This window comes from Thermocatellispora tengchongensis, assembly GCF_014202315.1.
Classification (GTDB): Bacteria; Actinomycetota; Actinomycetes; order Streptosporangiales; family Streptosporangiaceae; genus Thermocatellispora; species Thermocatellispora tengchongensis.
Window position 1 is genome coordinate 162,575 of record NZ_JACHGN010000013.1, and the last position, 13,854, is coordinate 176,428.

Annotated in this window: 13 protein-coding genes; 9 read left to right on the top strand and 4 right to left on the bottom strand. The window is 71.2% G+C overall.

Annotated features, from left to right (window positions below):
* The first annotated feature begins 63 nt into the window (after positions 1-63).
* From HNP84_RS28620 to HNP84_RS28635, 4 genes are all read left to right on the top strand, one after another.
* Positions 64-1,332: a M20 metallopeptidase family protein gene (locus tag HNP84_RS28620; RefSeq protein ID WP_185053053.1), complete on the top strand. Its 1,269-nt coding sequence runs from the start codon at positions 64-66 to the stop codon at positions 1,330-1,332.
* On the top strand, positions 1,329-2,615 hold the full coding sequence (locus HNP84_RS28625) for an MFS transporter (protein ID WP_185053054.1): 1,287 nt from the start codon (positions 1,329-1,331) through the stop codon (positions 2,613-2,615). The genes HNP84_RS28620 and HNP84_RS28625 overlap by 4 nt, the downstream gene beginning before the upstream one ends.
* A gap of 16 nt (positions 2,616-2,631) precedes the next feature.
* A complete protein-coding gene (locus HNP84_RS28630) occupies positions 2,632-3,453 on the top strand; it encodes a cyclase family protein (RefSeq protein ID WP_185053055.1) in 822 nt (273 codons plus the stop codon).
* A 349-nt stretch (positions 3,454-3,802) separates the two neighbouring features.
* Positions 3,803-4,522 carry a hypothetical protein gene (locus HNP84_RS28635; RefSeq protein WP_185053056.1) on the top strand — a complete coding sequence of 240 codons (720 nt, stop codon included), beginning with the start codon at positions 3,803-3,805 and terminating at the stop codon, positions 4,520-4,522.
* Positions 4,523-4,810: 288 nt separating this feature from the next.
* Here the strand turns inward: HNP84_RS28635 and HNP84_RS28640 are convergent, their stop codons facing one another.
* Together HNP84_RS28640 and HNP84_RS28645 are read right to left on the bottom strand one after the other, a co-directional pair.
* The gene (locus tag HNP84_RS28640; RefSeq protein ID WP_185053057.1) at positions 4,811-5,635 is read right to left on the bottom strand and encodes an alpha/beta fold hydrolase; all 825 of its coding nucleotides are present in this window, start codon (positions 5,633-5,635) and stop codon (positions 4,811-4,813) included.
* Positions 5,636-6,036: 401 nt separating this feature from the next.
* Positions 6,037-6,957, bottom strand: coding sequence for an MBL fold metallo-hydrolase (locus HNP84_RS28645; RefSeq protein ID WP_185053058.1), 921 nt, complete (start codon positions 6,955-6,957; stop codon positions 6,037-6,039).
* A 105-nt stretch (positions 6,958-7,062) separates the two neighbouring features.
* Here HNP84_RS28645 and HNP84_RS28650 point away from each other — a divergent pair, with 105 nt between their 5' ends.
* From HNP84_RS28650 to HNP84_RS28660, 3 genes are read left to right on the top strand one after another with little or no spacing between them, the layout of a single operon-like run.
* Positions 7,063-7,266: a hypothetical protein gene (locus HNP84_RS28650; RefSeq protein ID WP_185053059.1), complete on the top strand. Its 204-nt coding sequence runs from the start codon at positions 7,063-7,065 to the stop codon at positions 7,264-7,266.
* Positions 7,253-8,644 carry an amidase gene (locus HNP84_RS28655; RefSeq protein WP_185053060.1) on the top strand — a complete coding sequence of 464 codons (1,392 nt, stop codon included), beginning with the start codon at positions 7,253-7,255 and terminating at the stop codon, positions 8,642-8,644. Before HNP84_RS28650 ends, HNP84_RS28655 begins: the two co-directional genes overlap by 14 nt.
* 28 nt (positions 8,645-8,672) lie before the next feature.
* Positions 8,673-9,248, top strand: coding sequence for a TetR/AcrR family transcriptional regulator (locus HNP84_RS28660; RefSeq protein WP_185053061.1), 576 nt, complete (start codon positions 8,673-8,675; stop codon positions 9,246-9,248).
* A gap of 25 nt (positions 9,249-9,273) precedes the next feature.
* Here the strand turns inward: HNP84_RS28660 and HNP84_RS56260 are convergent, their stop codons facing one another.
* Positions 9,274-9,798 (bottom strand): CHRD domain-containing protein, encoded by a 525-nt coding sequence (locus HNP84_RS56260; protein ID WP_185053062.1) that lies wholly within the window; start codon positions 9,796-9,798, stop codon positions 9,274-9,276.
* A 270-nt stretch (positions 9,799-10,068) separates the two neighbouring features.
* Between HNP84_RS56260 and HNP84_RS56265 the strand changes: the two genes are divergently transcribed.
* Both HNP84_RS56265 and HNP84_RS28675 read left to right on the top strand, forming a co-directional pair.
* Entirely contained in the window at positions 10,069-11,622 is a 1,554-nt protein-coding gene (locus HNP84_RS56265; RefSeq protein ID WP_312925891.1) for a GMC family oxidoreductase, read from the top strand.
* A 58-nt stretch (positions 11,623-11,680) separates the two neighbouring features.
* Entirely contained in the window at positions 11,681-12,526 is an 846-nt protein-coding gene (locus tag HNP84_RS28675; protein ID WP_185053064.1) for a sugar phosphate isomerase/epimerase family protein, read from the top strand.
* A 320-nt stretch (positions 12,527-12,846) separates the two neighbouring features.
* On the opposite strand, the gene HNP84_RS28680 is transcribed toward HNP84_RS28675, so the two are convergent.
* Positions 12,847-13,755, bottom strand: coding sequence for an MBL fold metallo-hydrolase (locus tag HNP84_RS28680; RefSeq protein WP_185053065.1), 909 nt, complete (start codon positions 13,753-13,755; stop codon positions 12,847-12,849).
* Positions 13,756-13,854: the final 99 nt, after the last annotated feature.

Below are 13,854 nucleotides of genomic sequence, written 5' to 3' on the forward strand. Positions count from 1 at the left end.
CCGGCTTGCAGCGGTCGGGATCGCACACTCATATGCGGTTGGTGATTCAGGGAGGTGTGTGGGTTGTCGCTGGTCGAGGATGCCCTGGACATGGCGGACGACCTGGTCCGGCTGCGGCGCGAGCTGCATCGGGAGCCGGAGATCGGGCTGCGTTTGCCGCGTACGCAGGAGAAGGTGCTGGCGGCGCTGGCGGGGCTGCCGCTGGAGATCACGACGGGCCGCCGGACGACGTCGGTGACTGCGGTCCTGCGCGGCCACGGCGAGCCGGCGGGACGCACGTCCGGAACGGGCGCGAACAGAGCGGGTAAGGACCGTGCGGGGGCTGGTGGCAGAGCGGTGTTGCTGCGCGGCGACATGGACGCGTTGCCCGTGCAGGAGGCGACCGGCTTGCCCTACGCCTCGACGGTGGACGGCGCGATGCACGCCTGCGGGCATGACCTGCACACCGCGATGCTGGTCGGCGCCGCGCGGCTGCTCTGCGCGCACCGGGAGCGCGTCGCTGGCGACGTGGTGTTCATGTTCCAACCCGGCGAGGAAGGCTGGGAGGGCGCCCGAGCCATGATCGACGAGGGCGTGCTCGACGCGGCCGGAGCCCGTGCCGAGGCGGCGTACGCGCTGCACGTCTTCCCGGCGTTCGCTGCGGCGGGAAGCTTCGCCAGCCGGGCGGGGACGATGCTGGCGGCGTCGGCGTCGCTGCTGGTGACGGTGCGCGGCGAGGGAGGCCACGGTTCGACGCCGCACCGCGCGCAGGACCCCGTCGTGGCGGCGGCCGAGATGATCACGGCCCTGCAGACGATGGTCACCCGGCGCTTCGACGTCTTCGACCCGGTCGTGCTGACCGTGGGTGTGGTCAAGGCGGGCACCCGGCGCAACGTCATCCCGGAAACCGCCCGGTTCGAGGCGACGATCCGCAGTTTCTCCGCCGGCACAGCCGCTCGCGTTGGCGAGCTCGTCCCCCGGATGCTGACCGGCATCGCCGACGCGCACGGTGTCGATGCCGAGGTGGAGTACATCCCGGAGCGGCCGCCGACCGTCAACGACCCTGCGGAGACCGCGTTCGCCCGTGACGTGATCGCCGAGACCTTCGACGGCCCGCGGCACGTCGCCTTGGAACATCCCATCGCGGGGTCGGAGGACTTCTCCAGGGTGCTGGCCGAGGTACCTGGAGCCATGCTCGCACTGAGTGCTCTGCCTCCCGGGGCCGATCCGGAGAAGGCACCGTTCAATCACAGCCCGCGTGCCGTGTTCGACGACGCGGTGCTGCCCAGCGGGGCCGCCCTGCTCGCCGAGCTCGCTCGGCGCCGACTCGACCGCCGGGAGGATCTGTCGTGACCGACGTCACCACCGCCCCCCTGACCTCCCCCGACGTCCGCAAGAGGGTGCTCGTCGGCACCGGGCTCGGGCACGCGCTGGAGTGGTACGACTGGGGCATCTACGCGATCTTCGTGCCGTTCTTCGCCACCCAGTTCTTCGACCAGGGCGACGAACTGTCGGCGATGCTGTCCGGCCTGGCCGTGTTCGCGGCCGGGTTCGTCGCCAGGCCGGCCGGTGGGCTCCTGTTCGGCTGGCTCGCCGACCGCGCCGGCCGACGGCTCACCATGTCGCTGACCGTGGGCGGCATCGCGGCAGGGAGCCTGGTGATCGGCATCGCCCCGACCTACGCCGCCATCGGGGCGTGGGCGTCGCTGATCCTGTTGCTGGCGCGGGTCGTGCAAGGTCTGGCATGCGGCGGCGAGCTGCCGTCGGCGCAGACCTACCTGTCGGAGTCGGCGCCCGCCGAGCGGCGCGGACAGTGGTCGAGCCTGATCTACATCGCCAGTGTCTTCGGCAACACCATGGGCGTGCTGCTGGGACTCATACTGTCACTCACGCTCACGCCACAACAGATGAGCGACTTTGGCTGGCGAATCCCGTTCCTCCTGGGAGGACTACTGGGCGTGGTCGCCTTCTACATGCGCCGCACGATGGTGGAGAGCGAGACGTACACCACGCACCAGCGCGAGCAGTCCGAACGGCCTGACTTGTGGCGGGACATCATGCGGCACCGCAAGCAGGCGCTGCGGGTGGTCGGCCTGTCGGTCGGGTTCACCGTGGTGTACTACGCGTGGGTCGTCTCCGCCCCCGCCTACGCGATCAGCTCGCTGGGCATTCCCTCCAGCGCGGCCCTGCTGGCGAGTGTGTGCGCCAGCGTGCTGTTCATGGCCGTCATGCCCTTGTGGGGCCGATGGTCCGACCGCGTTGGTCGAAAGCCGGTGCTCCTCGTCTCCACAGTGGGCACCGCCGTGTTGCTGTTCCCCCTGCAGGCGTTCGTCCGTGACAGCGCGTGGCAGCTCGGCCTCGCCATGGCCGCCGCCATGATCTTCATCGGCGCGGGCGTGGCGATCCTGCCCGCCGTGTACGCCGAGATGTTCCCGACCAGGATCCGCACGCTCGGCCTCGCGGTGCCCTACTCCGTCGCGGTCGCCCTCTTCGGCGGCACTGCGCCCTATCTGCAAACATGGATCGGCGAGCACCTCGGCAGATCGGTGTTCACCGCGTACGTCGTGCTCATGCTCCTCGTCTCCGCCGTGGCGGCCCTCACGCTGCCGGAGACCCGGGCCAAGGATCTGAGCTGAGGACACGGGAAATCACATGCGAATACTGGACATCCTCGCGCAGGGCCAACCGACCGTCATCGACCTCGCGCAACCCCTCCAGGCGGGCATGCCGTGCTCGCCGACCCACCCGGGCTTCCACTTTGCGCTGACCCAGCGGCACGGGGACGGGCCGCCGCGCCCCGACGGCATCACCGGCTCCGCCGAGCTGATCGTGCTCGGCGGGCACGTCGGCACCCACATGGACGCTCTGTGCCACGTCGCCGCCGACGGCTTGATGTACGGCGGCGTCGAAGCCGCGACAGCCGTGACCGGCGGGCGGTACCACGTCCACGGGATCGACCAGGTCCCTCCCATGGTGTGCCGGGGGGTGCTCTTCGACATCCCGCGCCTGCGGCAGGTCACCCGGCTCGGCCCCGCGGAGGCCGTCACCGAGGCGGACCTGGTGGCGACCGGCGTGGAGCCGCGACCAGGCGACGTCGCGCTGATCCGCACCGGCTGGCCGCAACTGTGGCACGACCCCTCCGCGTACGTCGGGACCGGCACCGGGGTACCGGGGCTGGTTCCCGACAGCGCGAGCTGGCTCGCCGAGCGTGGCGTACGCGCCGTCGGCGGCGACACCATCGCCCTGGAGCGCATCGAGGCGGAGACCGGCCACTCGATGCTGCCCGTGCACCGCATTCTCCTGGTGGAGCGAGGCATCAACCTCATCGAGGTGATGAACCTGGAGGCCCTCGCCGCGAGCGGTGTCACGGAGTTCTTCTTCGTGTGCGCGCCGCTCCCCGTCGTGGGCGCGACAGGTGCTCCCGTCCGCCCTCTGGCCGTGTTGGACGGCGGGACGGACAGGGATGCCTCGTAAGGCCGCGTCACTGTAGGACGTCGTCAAGCGCGCAGCCCTCTCGTCATCGTTCGTCTCCGTTCGGTGACCGAACCGCAGATGATCGGTAAGTGGTCACCGGATGGGCTGCCGGTTGGACAGCCTGTGTCCCGACGTTCGTGCAGGAGCCCGGCCGACGGTGCGATCGCGCCTCGTCACGCAGGACCGGGCGTGATCGAGAGGAGAACTTCTGTGCTGACCGTGGCGGTATCTCGGCTCGCGAGCGCTGTCCAGCACGTGACGACGTACATCGCACTGCGACTCACCTGCGCCACGCCGATGAGCAAGGCCGGCCCGACGGCCGGTCCTCGGCACTGAGCCGGGGGCGGCCATGTCCATGGCGCGGCAGGCTTTGAGCGGCCACCGTCGCCTGCACGTCCTTCTCGGCCTGCAGTCACTGCTGATCGTGCTGGTGTCCGTGAACCGCCGCGGTGATCTCGCACTGGGCTTCGCCGCGCCGAACGGGTTCCTGCGCTGCGTCGAGGTCAACAACCTGCTGCTCGCCCTCGCTGCGGCAGTTCAGTACTACCTGCTGCTGCAGCGGTTGGAAGGGGATGCCGGCCTGTCGGCGGAGTCACAGACAGCGTTGCGCGTCACCTTCGTCGTCGGCTTGTATCTGTGGGCTGCCGGCTACGGCGACCACGAGGTCACCAACTACCTGAACACCCGGTTCTGCGCTCAGGCCGACAACCTTGGCGAGCCCTGTCGTGTGATCGGCTTCCACGACGACGTGTTTTCGCATCATCTGTTCTTCGCGGGGTTCATCCTGCTCAACCTGGTGGTGATGTTCGCCGGGACCTCGCCGGCGACGACCCGGCCGCTGACCGTCGCCGACAACATCCTGTTTACGGTGAACGCGCTGTTCGTCGCCGCGGGCATCACGGCCAACCTGGGGTTCGAGCAGATCGGGGCCGATCTGTACGTCGTCGTGATCGTCGCGGTGCTCGCCGCCGGCCTGCTGTGGCGCCGGCGGCACGCACCGATCCTGCGGTACTACACGATCGCGTACGCCGCCGGCCTGCTCGCCACGGTCGTCGTCAAGATGCTCTGACGGCCGCGCTCGCGGCCGGGACCAGGCCGCCCAGCAACGTGATCACTCGGCCGAGAAGCGGGATCGGGCAGTCGGCGAACGTGAACACGAGGCCGGCCGCAAGCGACCGGCGCGGGATGAGGATGACCGGCGTGCGCATGACCTGCTGTGGGCGGCGGAGCAGCGCGCCCGGACAACCGAGCAGCGCGACCGCGCCGCTGTGAACGAGTGCCCACCTCCCTCGACTGGTCCGCGCTCGCCGGGCTGCCGGGGCCGGTTCGCCTGGCCCCTGCCGACACCGGGCGCCGTTCAGCGAAGCGACGCGATGAAGTCCAGCAGCAACTCGTTGACCTTCTCCGGCTGGTCGAGCTGCATCCAGTGGCCCGCGTCCTCCAGCCGCTCATAACGCCAGGGCGCGTCGATGTACGGGGCGCTGCAGACCATCGCCTCCTCGGTGAGGTAGACGTCGCCGCTGCTCCACACGCCCATGGTCGGCACCTTGATGGGCGGGGCCTGGAGGGTTCCGGGGATGAACGCCTGAGGGGGGACGTTCCTGCGGTAGATGGCGATACCGGAGGTGAGCGCCTCGGGGTCGCGCATGCGGGTCACCACCTCCTCCAGGTCGGGGTGGGTGGCCGCCCACATGCGCAGACCGGTTAAGTCGCCGTGGGCCAGCCACTGCTCGGCGACGTCCTGGAACTGGAACAGCAGCATGTACCAGAACTTCGCGAGCTGGTCGATGCCCGCCGCGGGACCGCCGGCGCTGAGATGGCCGACCGACAGCAGGGAGAGGCTTGAGATCCGGTCGGGCGCGGTGGCCGCCACCAGTTGGGTGATGGACGCTCCCCAGTCGTGGCCCACCAGGTGGGCCCGCTCGACCTCGAAGTGATCAAGGAGGTTCAGCAGGTCGGCGACATGCTCGCCGAGGTCGTACGCCGCCAGGTCCTTCGGCTTGTCGGAGGCCCCGAAGCCACGCAGGTCTGGAGCTATCGTGCGGTACCCGGCCGCGTTGAGCGCGGCGACCTGATGGCGCCAGAGGGCATGGGTGTCCGGGTAACCGTGCACGAGCAAGACCGCCGGGCCTTCCCCGCTGACCTGGACCTCGAGACCTATTCCGTTGACGTTGACACGCATGGCGCAACTCCTGCCGTAGTCCTGCGGTGGTGAGTGCCAACGTGGCAGTTTCGAGCGCCCATCTCACAGACCATCCGCTGCCCAAGAACTGATCGCCACCACGCGGCACACCTCATGCGCTGAGCGGCTATTGAGGTGAGCACGGCATGGCGTCGTGCGGGCGGCTGGTGGATCTGGGTGTGGCACCGGCGAGGCAACCCCGCTGCCGGCCACCCGCGGCTTTGACTGTGATCCGCGCGCCTACCGGGTCTGCCTGCTCGGCGCGGGCGCCTCGGCCGGACCTTCGCGCTGACCGCCAGGGCCCTGGGACCGGGGCCCTTCCAGACGGCTGCCTTCCATGACACCGCCGTCGCGGCCCGGCTCGGACTGGACGGCGTCACCGCCGTTCCCTCCGAAGGCGGTCAGACAGCCGCCTCCCCAACCGGCCGACTGACGATGAACGCCACGTGGTGGTCGTCCCCGGGGACGAGCCGGAAGGACTCGCCGTCCCGTTCCACCAGGCCGCCGGTGGGCGCGGGGAAGTGGCTGCCGAGCAGCAGCGTGCCCGTGCCGGCCAGCGAGGCGAGCAGTCGCCGCCGGCTCTCGACCGCCTGCCGCGGGTCGATGTCCACGCAGCTCGTGATGGCGGGATGGCGGAGCTGCACGGGGTGGTGCACGCAGTCGCCGGTGATCACCGCGGCGCCATCGCCGAGGGCCACCGCGACGTGCCCCGGGGTGTGGCCCGGCGTGGGGAGGAGCCGTACGCCTGGAGCGAGCTCCACGCCCTGCGGGGGCACGTCGGCGAGGTCCAGCAGCCCGGCGTCCCTGATGGGGTGGACGGAGTCGCGGAACATGGCCCTGCGGGGCTCGTCCAGGTCGGCCGACGCCCAGTAGTCCCATTCCGCTCGTGCGGTGACGTACCGGGCGTTGGGGAAGGTGGGCGTCCAGCCGGTGCCGTCGGCGCGCGTGTTCCATCCGACGTGGTCGGTGTGCAGGTGGGTGAGGACGACGAGGTCGATGTCCTCGGGGGCGTGGCCGGCGGCGGCCAGGCGGCTCAGGTACGGGGTGTCGAGGTCGTGCCAGGCGGGGTTGGCGCGGGTCTTGCCGTTGCCGATGCCCGTGTCGACGAGCACGCGCAGGCCGCCGGCCGTGACGGCGAAGCTGTGCGTGGTCAGGCGCAGGACGCCGTCGGCGTCGGCGAAGTCGGGCCGCAGCCACGGCTCGCCGGTCACCACGTCGGGGGTGGCGTCCGGGAGCAGCCAGGGGCCGGTCTGCGGGGGCAGCTCCGTCTCGTCGATGCGCTGGATGACGAGGTCACCGGCGATCCAGGTGGGCGTGGGCATGGGCGTCCCTTCCGTTGGCGCGTTAAAGCTAAGTGTTTGCGTTAGTGACCGTACCCTCCTATGCTCCCTTAAAGCGAAATTTTGGCTTTAGTGAGGAAGGTCCAGATGACTCCGAGCCTCACCGCCCAGGAGGCCGCCCGCTGGGCGGACCGGGCCGGGCTGCCGCTGGCGCGGGAGCGCCACGCGGTCGTGGCCGCCACCGCCGACCACATCCGCGCCGTCGTGAGCACCCTGCGCGAGCTCGACCTCGGCGAGACCGCCCCCGGCGTCCTGCCTGCCGGATGGGAGAGCGCCGATGTCGCCGGCTGAGCTGACCGTCGCCGAGGCGTCCGCCGCCGTCGCGCGGCGCGAGGTGTCCCCGGTGGAGCTGACCGACGCCGTGCTCGCCCGCCTCGACGCCGTGGACGGCACGCTGCACGCGTACGCGACCGTGATCGCCGGGACCGCGCGGGCCTCGGCCGCCGAGGCCGAGCGCGAGATCGCCGCCGGCCGGTATCGCGGGCCGCTGCACGGCATCCCGTTCGGGCTGAAGGACCTCATCGACGTGGCCGGGCTGCCCACGGGGGCCGGCTCCCAGGTCAGGCAGGGGCATCTCGCCGACGCCGACAGCGCCGTGGCCGCCCGCCTGTCCGAGGCGGGTGCGATCCTGGTGGGCAAGACGCACACGCACGAGTTCGCGTACGGGCTGACGACGCCGCAGACGCGCAACGCCTGGGACCCGGGCCGCATCGCCGGCGGGTCGAGCGGCGGCTCGGCGGTGGCCGTGGCGGCGGGAACGGCGCTGTTCGCGCTGGGCACGGACACCGGCGGCTCCGTCCGCGTGCCCGCCGCGCTCAACGGCGTCGTCGGGCTCAAGCCGACCTACGGCCTGATCTCCCGGCACGGGGTCGTGCCCCTGTCGTGGTCGCTCGACCACGTCGGGCCGATCACCCGTACCGTGGCGGACGCCGCGCTCGTGCTGCCCGCGCTGGCGGGCCACGATCCCAGGGATCCGGCGAGCCTGCCCGGCGCCGCGTTCCGGCCGGAGCCGCGCGAGGACCTGCGGGGACTGCGGGTCGGGGTGCCGGTCAACCACTACTTCGAGCACGTCGATCCCCAGGTGGAGGCCGCCGTGCGAGCCGCCATCGGGCGCATGGAGCAGCTCGGGGCCCGGCTCGTCGAGGTCGAGATCCCCTACTCCGGCTTCGTCCAGGCCACCCAGTGGGGGCTGATGGTGCCGGAGGCCACCGCGTACCACGAGAGGACCCTGCGCTCCTCCCCCGAGCTGTACGCGCCGGACGTGCGCGTCCTGCTGGAGGCCGGTGCGCTGATCCCGGCGGCCGACCACGTGCGGGCGCGGCGGGCTCGCTCGCTCATGCGTCAGGCCTGGACGGAGCTGTTCGAGCGGGTGGACCTGATCGCCGCGCCCGCCACCCCGATGACCGCCGTGCCCGCAGGGCAGGAGAGCGCGCCCTGGCCCGACGGCACGGTGGAGGCCGTCTCCGACGCCTACGTCCGGCTCAGCGCCCCGGCCAACATCACCGGCGTGCCGGCGCTGACCCTGCCCGCCGGGCACGACGAGGCGGGCCTGCCCATCGGCCTGCAACTGCTGGGGCGGGCGCTGAGCGAGAGCCTGCTGCTGAGCGTCGGCCAGGTCTGCGAGCAGGCCCTGGGCCGCGCCGGGACCGTGGCGCCGGTGGCCGCTTGACGCAAATTATTCGCATTAAGATGCGGGCATGAGTTCCAGGGCCAGGTCCAAGCCGGCGGTCCGCCCCGGCGGGCGCAGCGCCCGGGTGCAGCAGGCCGTGCACGCCGCCGTCCGGGAGCTGGAGGCCGAGCAGGGGCGCGGGGCGCTGACGGTGCCGGCCATCGCGGCCAGGGCCGGCGTCACCCCCTCCACCATCTACCGGCGCTGGGGCGACCTGCACGAGCTGCTGTCGGACGTGGCGGTCGAGCGGCTGCGCCCGGAGTCGCCGCCGGAGGACCACGGCGACCTGCGCGCCGACCTGTCGGCCTGGGCCACGCAGTTCCTCGACGAGATGGGCTCGGCGACAGGCCGGGCCTACCTCCGCGACGCGCTGCTCGGCGACCCGGACGGCTCGAACGCCGGCCAGTGCTCCGCCTACGCCGCCGGCCAGATCGAGGTCATCCTCGACCGGGCCCGGCGGCGGGGCGAGGCCGTGCCCGGCGTCGAGACGGTCATGGACCGTGTGGTCGCGCCGATGACGTACCGCATCCTGTTCCGGCCTGACGGGCTGAGCCCGCAGTACGCCGACGACCTCGCGCGAAGCGTCCTGCCGCCCGCCCCCTGAGCGGCCTCCGGTCTCACTCAGGTGGTCACCAGCCGCCCTTGCCGAGCTGGCCGCGCACCGCGCCGTCCGGGAACTCGCCGGTGTGCAGATTGGCGTACCACTTCTTCGGCGACTTGGCGATGTCGGCCAGCAGGCCCGCGTCGGAGCGGACGATCCCGGCCACGGCGTTGAGCCCGGAGGGCAGCTTCCGGCCGAAGAACGGGATCTTGACCGGCCCGTTCTTGCCCTCCTTGCCCTGGTGGATGTGGAAGGCAGTGGGAGCCGCACGTCTTGCCAGCGGATGGCGTACTCGACCTTGCCGCTCTTGATGTGGATGTAGGCGACAGCCCTGCCGTTCTTGTCGCCCTTGCCCACCTCGTTCGCGCCGACCAGGGTCGCAGCCAGATACACGTCCGACTGAGCTTCGACAGGCGCCGCCAGCACACCGCAGGCCAGGGCCGCGGCGGCGGCCGCGGCGATGGTCCTCGACACGGTGAACACGGTCATCGGAAATCCTCCTAGCGTCGGCGCGCGGGGGATCGCGCGCCTGGGAGACGGTCCGCCGTTCCACTGTTCACCCAACAGATCATTCGCTGACCGGTGTGCGTCCCATCACGCGCCCGGCCGGCCCCGTCCAGGGCGCGCAGGCCGGCGAGGGTGAGGAAGCAGACGCCACCGGATGCCACTCCGGCTCCGACCGGCACCGGACGCCGAATGAGCAGCGGATGGGCTGTCAGGTGGCCACAGCGGCGACCTGCCTTGACGCGCGTGCCGGCCGGCACGTCACGACGTTCCGAGAGAAGGGACAGACCCGGTGTCCGATGAGAGCACTTACGATTACGTGATCGTCGGTGCGGGCTCGGCAGGCTGCGTGCTCGCGAACCGGCTCAGCGCCGACCCCTCATGCCGCGTCCTGCTGATCGAGGCGGGGACGGAGGACGACGATCCGGCCGTCAAGCTGCCCATCGCGTGGTCCCGGCTGATTCTCGGCCCGCACTCGTGGCCGCACCACACCACGCCGCAGGCCGGACTGGGCGGGCGCAGCGTCTACCTTCCTCACGGCCGGGTGCTGGGCGGCAGCTCCTCCATCAACGCCCAGATGTGGGTACGCGGCCACCGCGCGGACTTCGACGACTGGCCCCAGGACGGCGAGGCAGGCTGGACGTACGAGGTGATGGAGCCGTACTTCCGCCGCGCCGAACGCCGGATCGCCGCCAACGGTGAGACCGGCCCGTACGGCACGGACGGCCCGATCTGGATCTCCGACCTGTGCGACCCGAACGTGGCCACGGCCGCCTTCCTGGAGGCGTGCGCACAGCGCGGGTTGCGCCGCCTGGCCGATCTGAACGAGGCCGACAACACGGGCTTCGCGCAGACGCCCGTCAACCAGCACCAGGGCGAGCGATGGAGCGTCGCCGATGCCTACCTCCGCCCCGCCGCCGACCGGCCCAACCTCACCGTCGTGACCCGAGGCACCGCGCACAAGGTCACCCTGGACGGCACGCGGGCCACGGGCGTGCGCTACCGCACCGAGGACGGGCAACCGCACACCGCCCACGCCCGCGGCGAAGTGCTGCTGAGCGCGGGCGCGATCGGCTCGCCACACTTGCTGGTGCTCTCTGGCATCGGACCGGCCGACGTCCTGGCCACCGCACGGATCCCACAGCGGCACGAGCTGGCCGGCGTCGGCGCCAACCTGCACGACCACCCGACCTGCCCGGTGTACGTCCACTGCCCCCAGCCGGTGACGCTGCTGGGTGCCCAGGCTCCCGAGCAACTGGCGCTGTGGCAACAGGACCGCCGCGGGCTGCTCAGCTCGAACGGCGGGGAAGCGGTGGCATTCGTCCGCAGCACGCCCGAGCTGGACGCACCCGATCTGGAGCTCGTCTTCATGCCCGGCGCGCATGGCCCCCACTTCCCTGACGGCCCGCCCGGTCATGGGCTCATGCTGACCGTAGTCCTGCTGCGGCCGCAGAGCCGGGGGAGCCTGCGCCCCGCCGGCCCGGACCCGGACCAGCAGCCGATCATCGACCCGGGCTACCTCACCGCCCCCGAGGATCTGTCACGCATTGTCACCGGCCTGACCATCGCCAGGGACATTCTCTCCGCCCCCGCGCTGAAGCCGTACGTCGAGGGACCGATGGCACCCTGGCGCGACACCACCGACCCGGACGAGCTGGCTCGCTACGCGCGTGACCACGTCACCACCATCTTCCATCCGTCGGGCACCTGCGCCATCGGCGAGGTGGTCGACTCCCGGCTGCGGGTGCGTGGCCTCGACGGACTGCGCGTGGTGGACGCTTCCGTCATGCCGGTGATCAACCGCGGCCACCCGCAGGCCGTGGTCGTGGCGCTCGCCGAACGCGCCGCCGACCTGATCCGCCATGACGTCTGATCACGGCCTGTAACGCCTGACACACCTGACACGCTGAAGAACACCATAGGAGGCACGTATGGCTGACAACCCCATCCTGGGCGCCTTGGCGGGCCCCGTCGAGCTCGGCGTACGGGAGTGGAGCCGTCTTGACTGGCACGATCGATGCACCGAGGCCGCCAGGGCCGGCCTGGGTGGTGTGGGCCTGTGGCATGCCGACCTGGAGCATCAGCTTGAGCGACGCAGCCTGGAGGACATCAAGCGCATCTTCGACGACGCCGGTCTCGAGGTGCTGGAGCTGGAGTTCCTCACCGACTGGTTCCTGCCCAAGGGACAGGACAGGAAGTCTGCGCAGGCGCGGGAGGACATGCTGTTCGAGGCGGCGGCCGAGCTGGACGCCCGGCACATCAAGGTGGGCAACATGTTCGGCCGCCCGTGCGAGCCGGATCGCCTCGCCGAGCAGTACGCCGCACTGTGCGAGAGGGCCTACCGGCGGCACTCGGCGCTGATCGGCTACGAACTCACCTGCTTCGATCCCGCCGTCGCCACACTGGACCAGGCGGTGCGGCTCGTCGAGGCCGCCGGCGCGGACAACGCGGGCGTCATCCTGGACACCTGGCATCTGGGGAAGCTGGGCGTCGCCCCGGCCGAGCTGCTGAACCTGCCGTCCAGGTGCGTGGTTCATGTCGAACTGAGTGACGGCTCGGCCCGGAACCTGCCCAACCTCCTCCTGGAAGCGGCCACCGGACGACTCATGCCGGGCGAGGGCGTGTTCGATCTCCGGGGCTACGTGGAGGCGATCAGGCGACTTGGCTATGACGGCCCCTGGGGAGTCGAGGTGATCTCCACAGAGTCGCAGACGCTGCCCCTGCCTGAGCTGGCCCGTCGAGCGTACGCCGGAGGTGCGGCCTGTCTGTCCGCCTGAGCACGACGTAAGCCCAGCCGGTCCAGCCGAGATCGGCGGCGCGTGCCGTTCGAGCACCTGGGCCGGCAGGTCCTTGGTCGTCGTCGTGCCCACGGAGCCGGTCAGGGCGATCACCGTGCAGCCGAAGCGGCCGAGGACGTGCCCGGCGAGCGCGCCGAGTTGACCGGGATGTCCTCCGCCTGGAAGACGTGCTGCATCGCGGCCTAGGCCATCGCCGTGGCCGAGGACGGCACGCCGCAGCCCACGTACGGCGGGCCCAGCGCTTCCGGATCACCCTGAATGACGCCGTCCTCGCCGTGCGGCACCGGGATCGCCCGCCGTCAGAGCGATGTCGGCAGGGGGCCGCCGTGCCAGGTGAGGGCATCCGCGAAGGCGGCGATGACGTTCACCTCGCCACCGTCGGCCTCGGCGTAGGCCCGGTGCAGGTTGAGCACGAGGCGCTCGGCGTCCGCCCACGCGGCGAACTCCCCCAGGTCGGCTTCCCGCGCGGCGTCCAGCGGAGCCAGCCCCTTCTCCCGCCCCTTGCGCGCGACGGCGAGTACGAACCGGTAGTACCGCTCATGGGCGGCCAGCACCTCCGGCAGGTCACCGGCCGACGCGAGCGGCCCGTGCCCTGGCACGACGTGCTCGGGCTCGAAGTCCGCCAGCCACTCCAGCGACCGCAGCGCCCCCTCCACCGACCCCATCAACAGCATCGGCGTGAGCCCGTTGAACAGCAGGTCACCGGCGAACAGCACCCGCTCCTCCGGCAGCCAGGCCACCACGTCACCAGGGGTGTGCGCCGAATGCCCCGGGTGGCGCAGCTCGATCCGCCGCTCGCCGAGGTGGACGGTCATCTCGTCCTCGAAGACGGCGGACGGCGGCCTGCGCGTCACGTTTCCCCAGTTGGGCACCGGACTCCACACCGGCGGGCACCCGTCGATGTACGGATCGGCCACCAGCGCCGCCCGCGTGGCCACGTGCCCGAAAATCACCGTCTCCTCCGGCAGCAGGCTGTTTCCGTAGGAGTGGTCCCCGTGCTGGTGGGTGTTGACCGCCATGCGCACGGGCGCGCCGCCGGTCGCCTCCGCCACCGCGTTCAGGAACCGGCGGGTACGAGCCTCGCTCGCACACGTGTCGATCACGAACACTTCGCCGTCGCCCACCACAGCCCCGGCGTTGTTCACCCACCACGTGCCATCCGGCTGCACCCAGGCGAAGACCCCCGGCACGATGTCATGCAGCTTCATCACTCATTCCTCCTGTCCGAACATCTGCCAATACATGATCCAGGCGATCACCGTCCACTTCACAGTCCGGTTCCTGACCGGAGCCGACCCGATATGGAT

Coding starts and splice junctions, on each gene's coding strand:
- HNP84_RS28635 (WP_185053056.1), top strand. CDS start 3,803: ATGTCCATGGCGCGGCAGGCTTTGAGCGGCCACCGTCGCCTGCACGTC.
- HNP84_RS28640 (WP_185053057.1), bottom strand. CDS start 5,635: ATGCGTGTCAACGTCAACGGAATAGGTCTCGAGGTCCAGGTCAGCGGG.
- HNP84_RS28680 (WP_185053065.1), bottom strand. CDS start 13,755: ATGAAGCTGCATGACATCGTGCCGGGGGTCTTCGCCTGGGTGCAGCCG.
- HNP84_RS28650 (WP_185053059.1), top strand. CDS start 7,063: ATGACTCCGAGCCTCACCGCCCAGGAGGCCGCCCGCTGGGCGGACCGG.
- HNP84_RS28645 (WP_185053058.1), bottom strand. CDS start 6,957: ATGCCCACGCCCACCTGGATCGCCGGTGACCTCGTCATCCAGCGCATC.
- HNP84_RS28630 (WP_185053055.1), top strand. CDS start 2,632: ATGCGAATACTGGACATCCTCGCGCAGGGCCAACCGACCGTCATCGAC.
- HNP84_RS28655 (WP_185053060.1), top strand. CDS start 7,253: ATGTCGCCGGCTGAGCTGACCGTCGCCGAGGCGTCCGCCGCCGTCGCG.
- HNP84_RS28660 (WP_185053061.1), top strand. CDS start 8,673: ATGAGTTCCAGGGCCAGGTCCAAGCCGGCGGTCCGCCCCGGCGGGCGC.
- HNP84_RS28675 (WP_185053064.1), top strand. CDS start 11,681: ATGGCTGACAACCCCATCCTGGGCGCCTTGGCGGGCCCCGTCGAGCTC.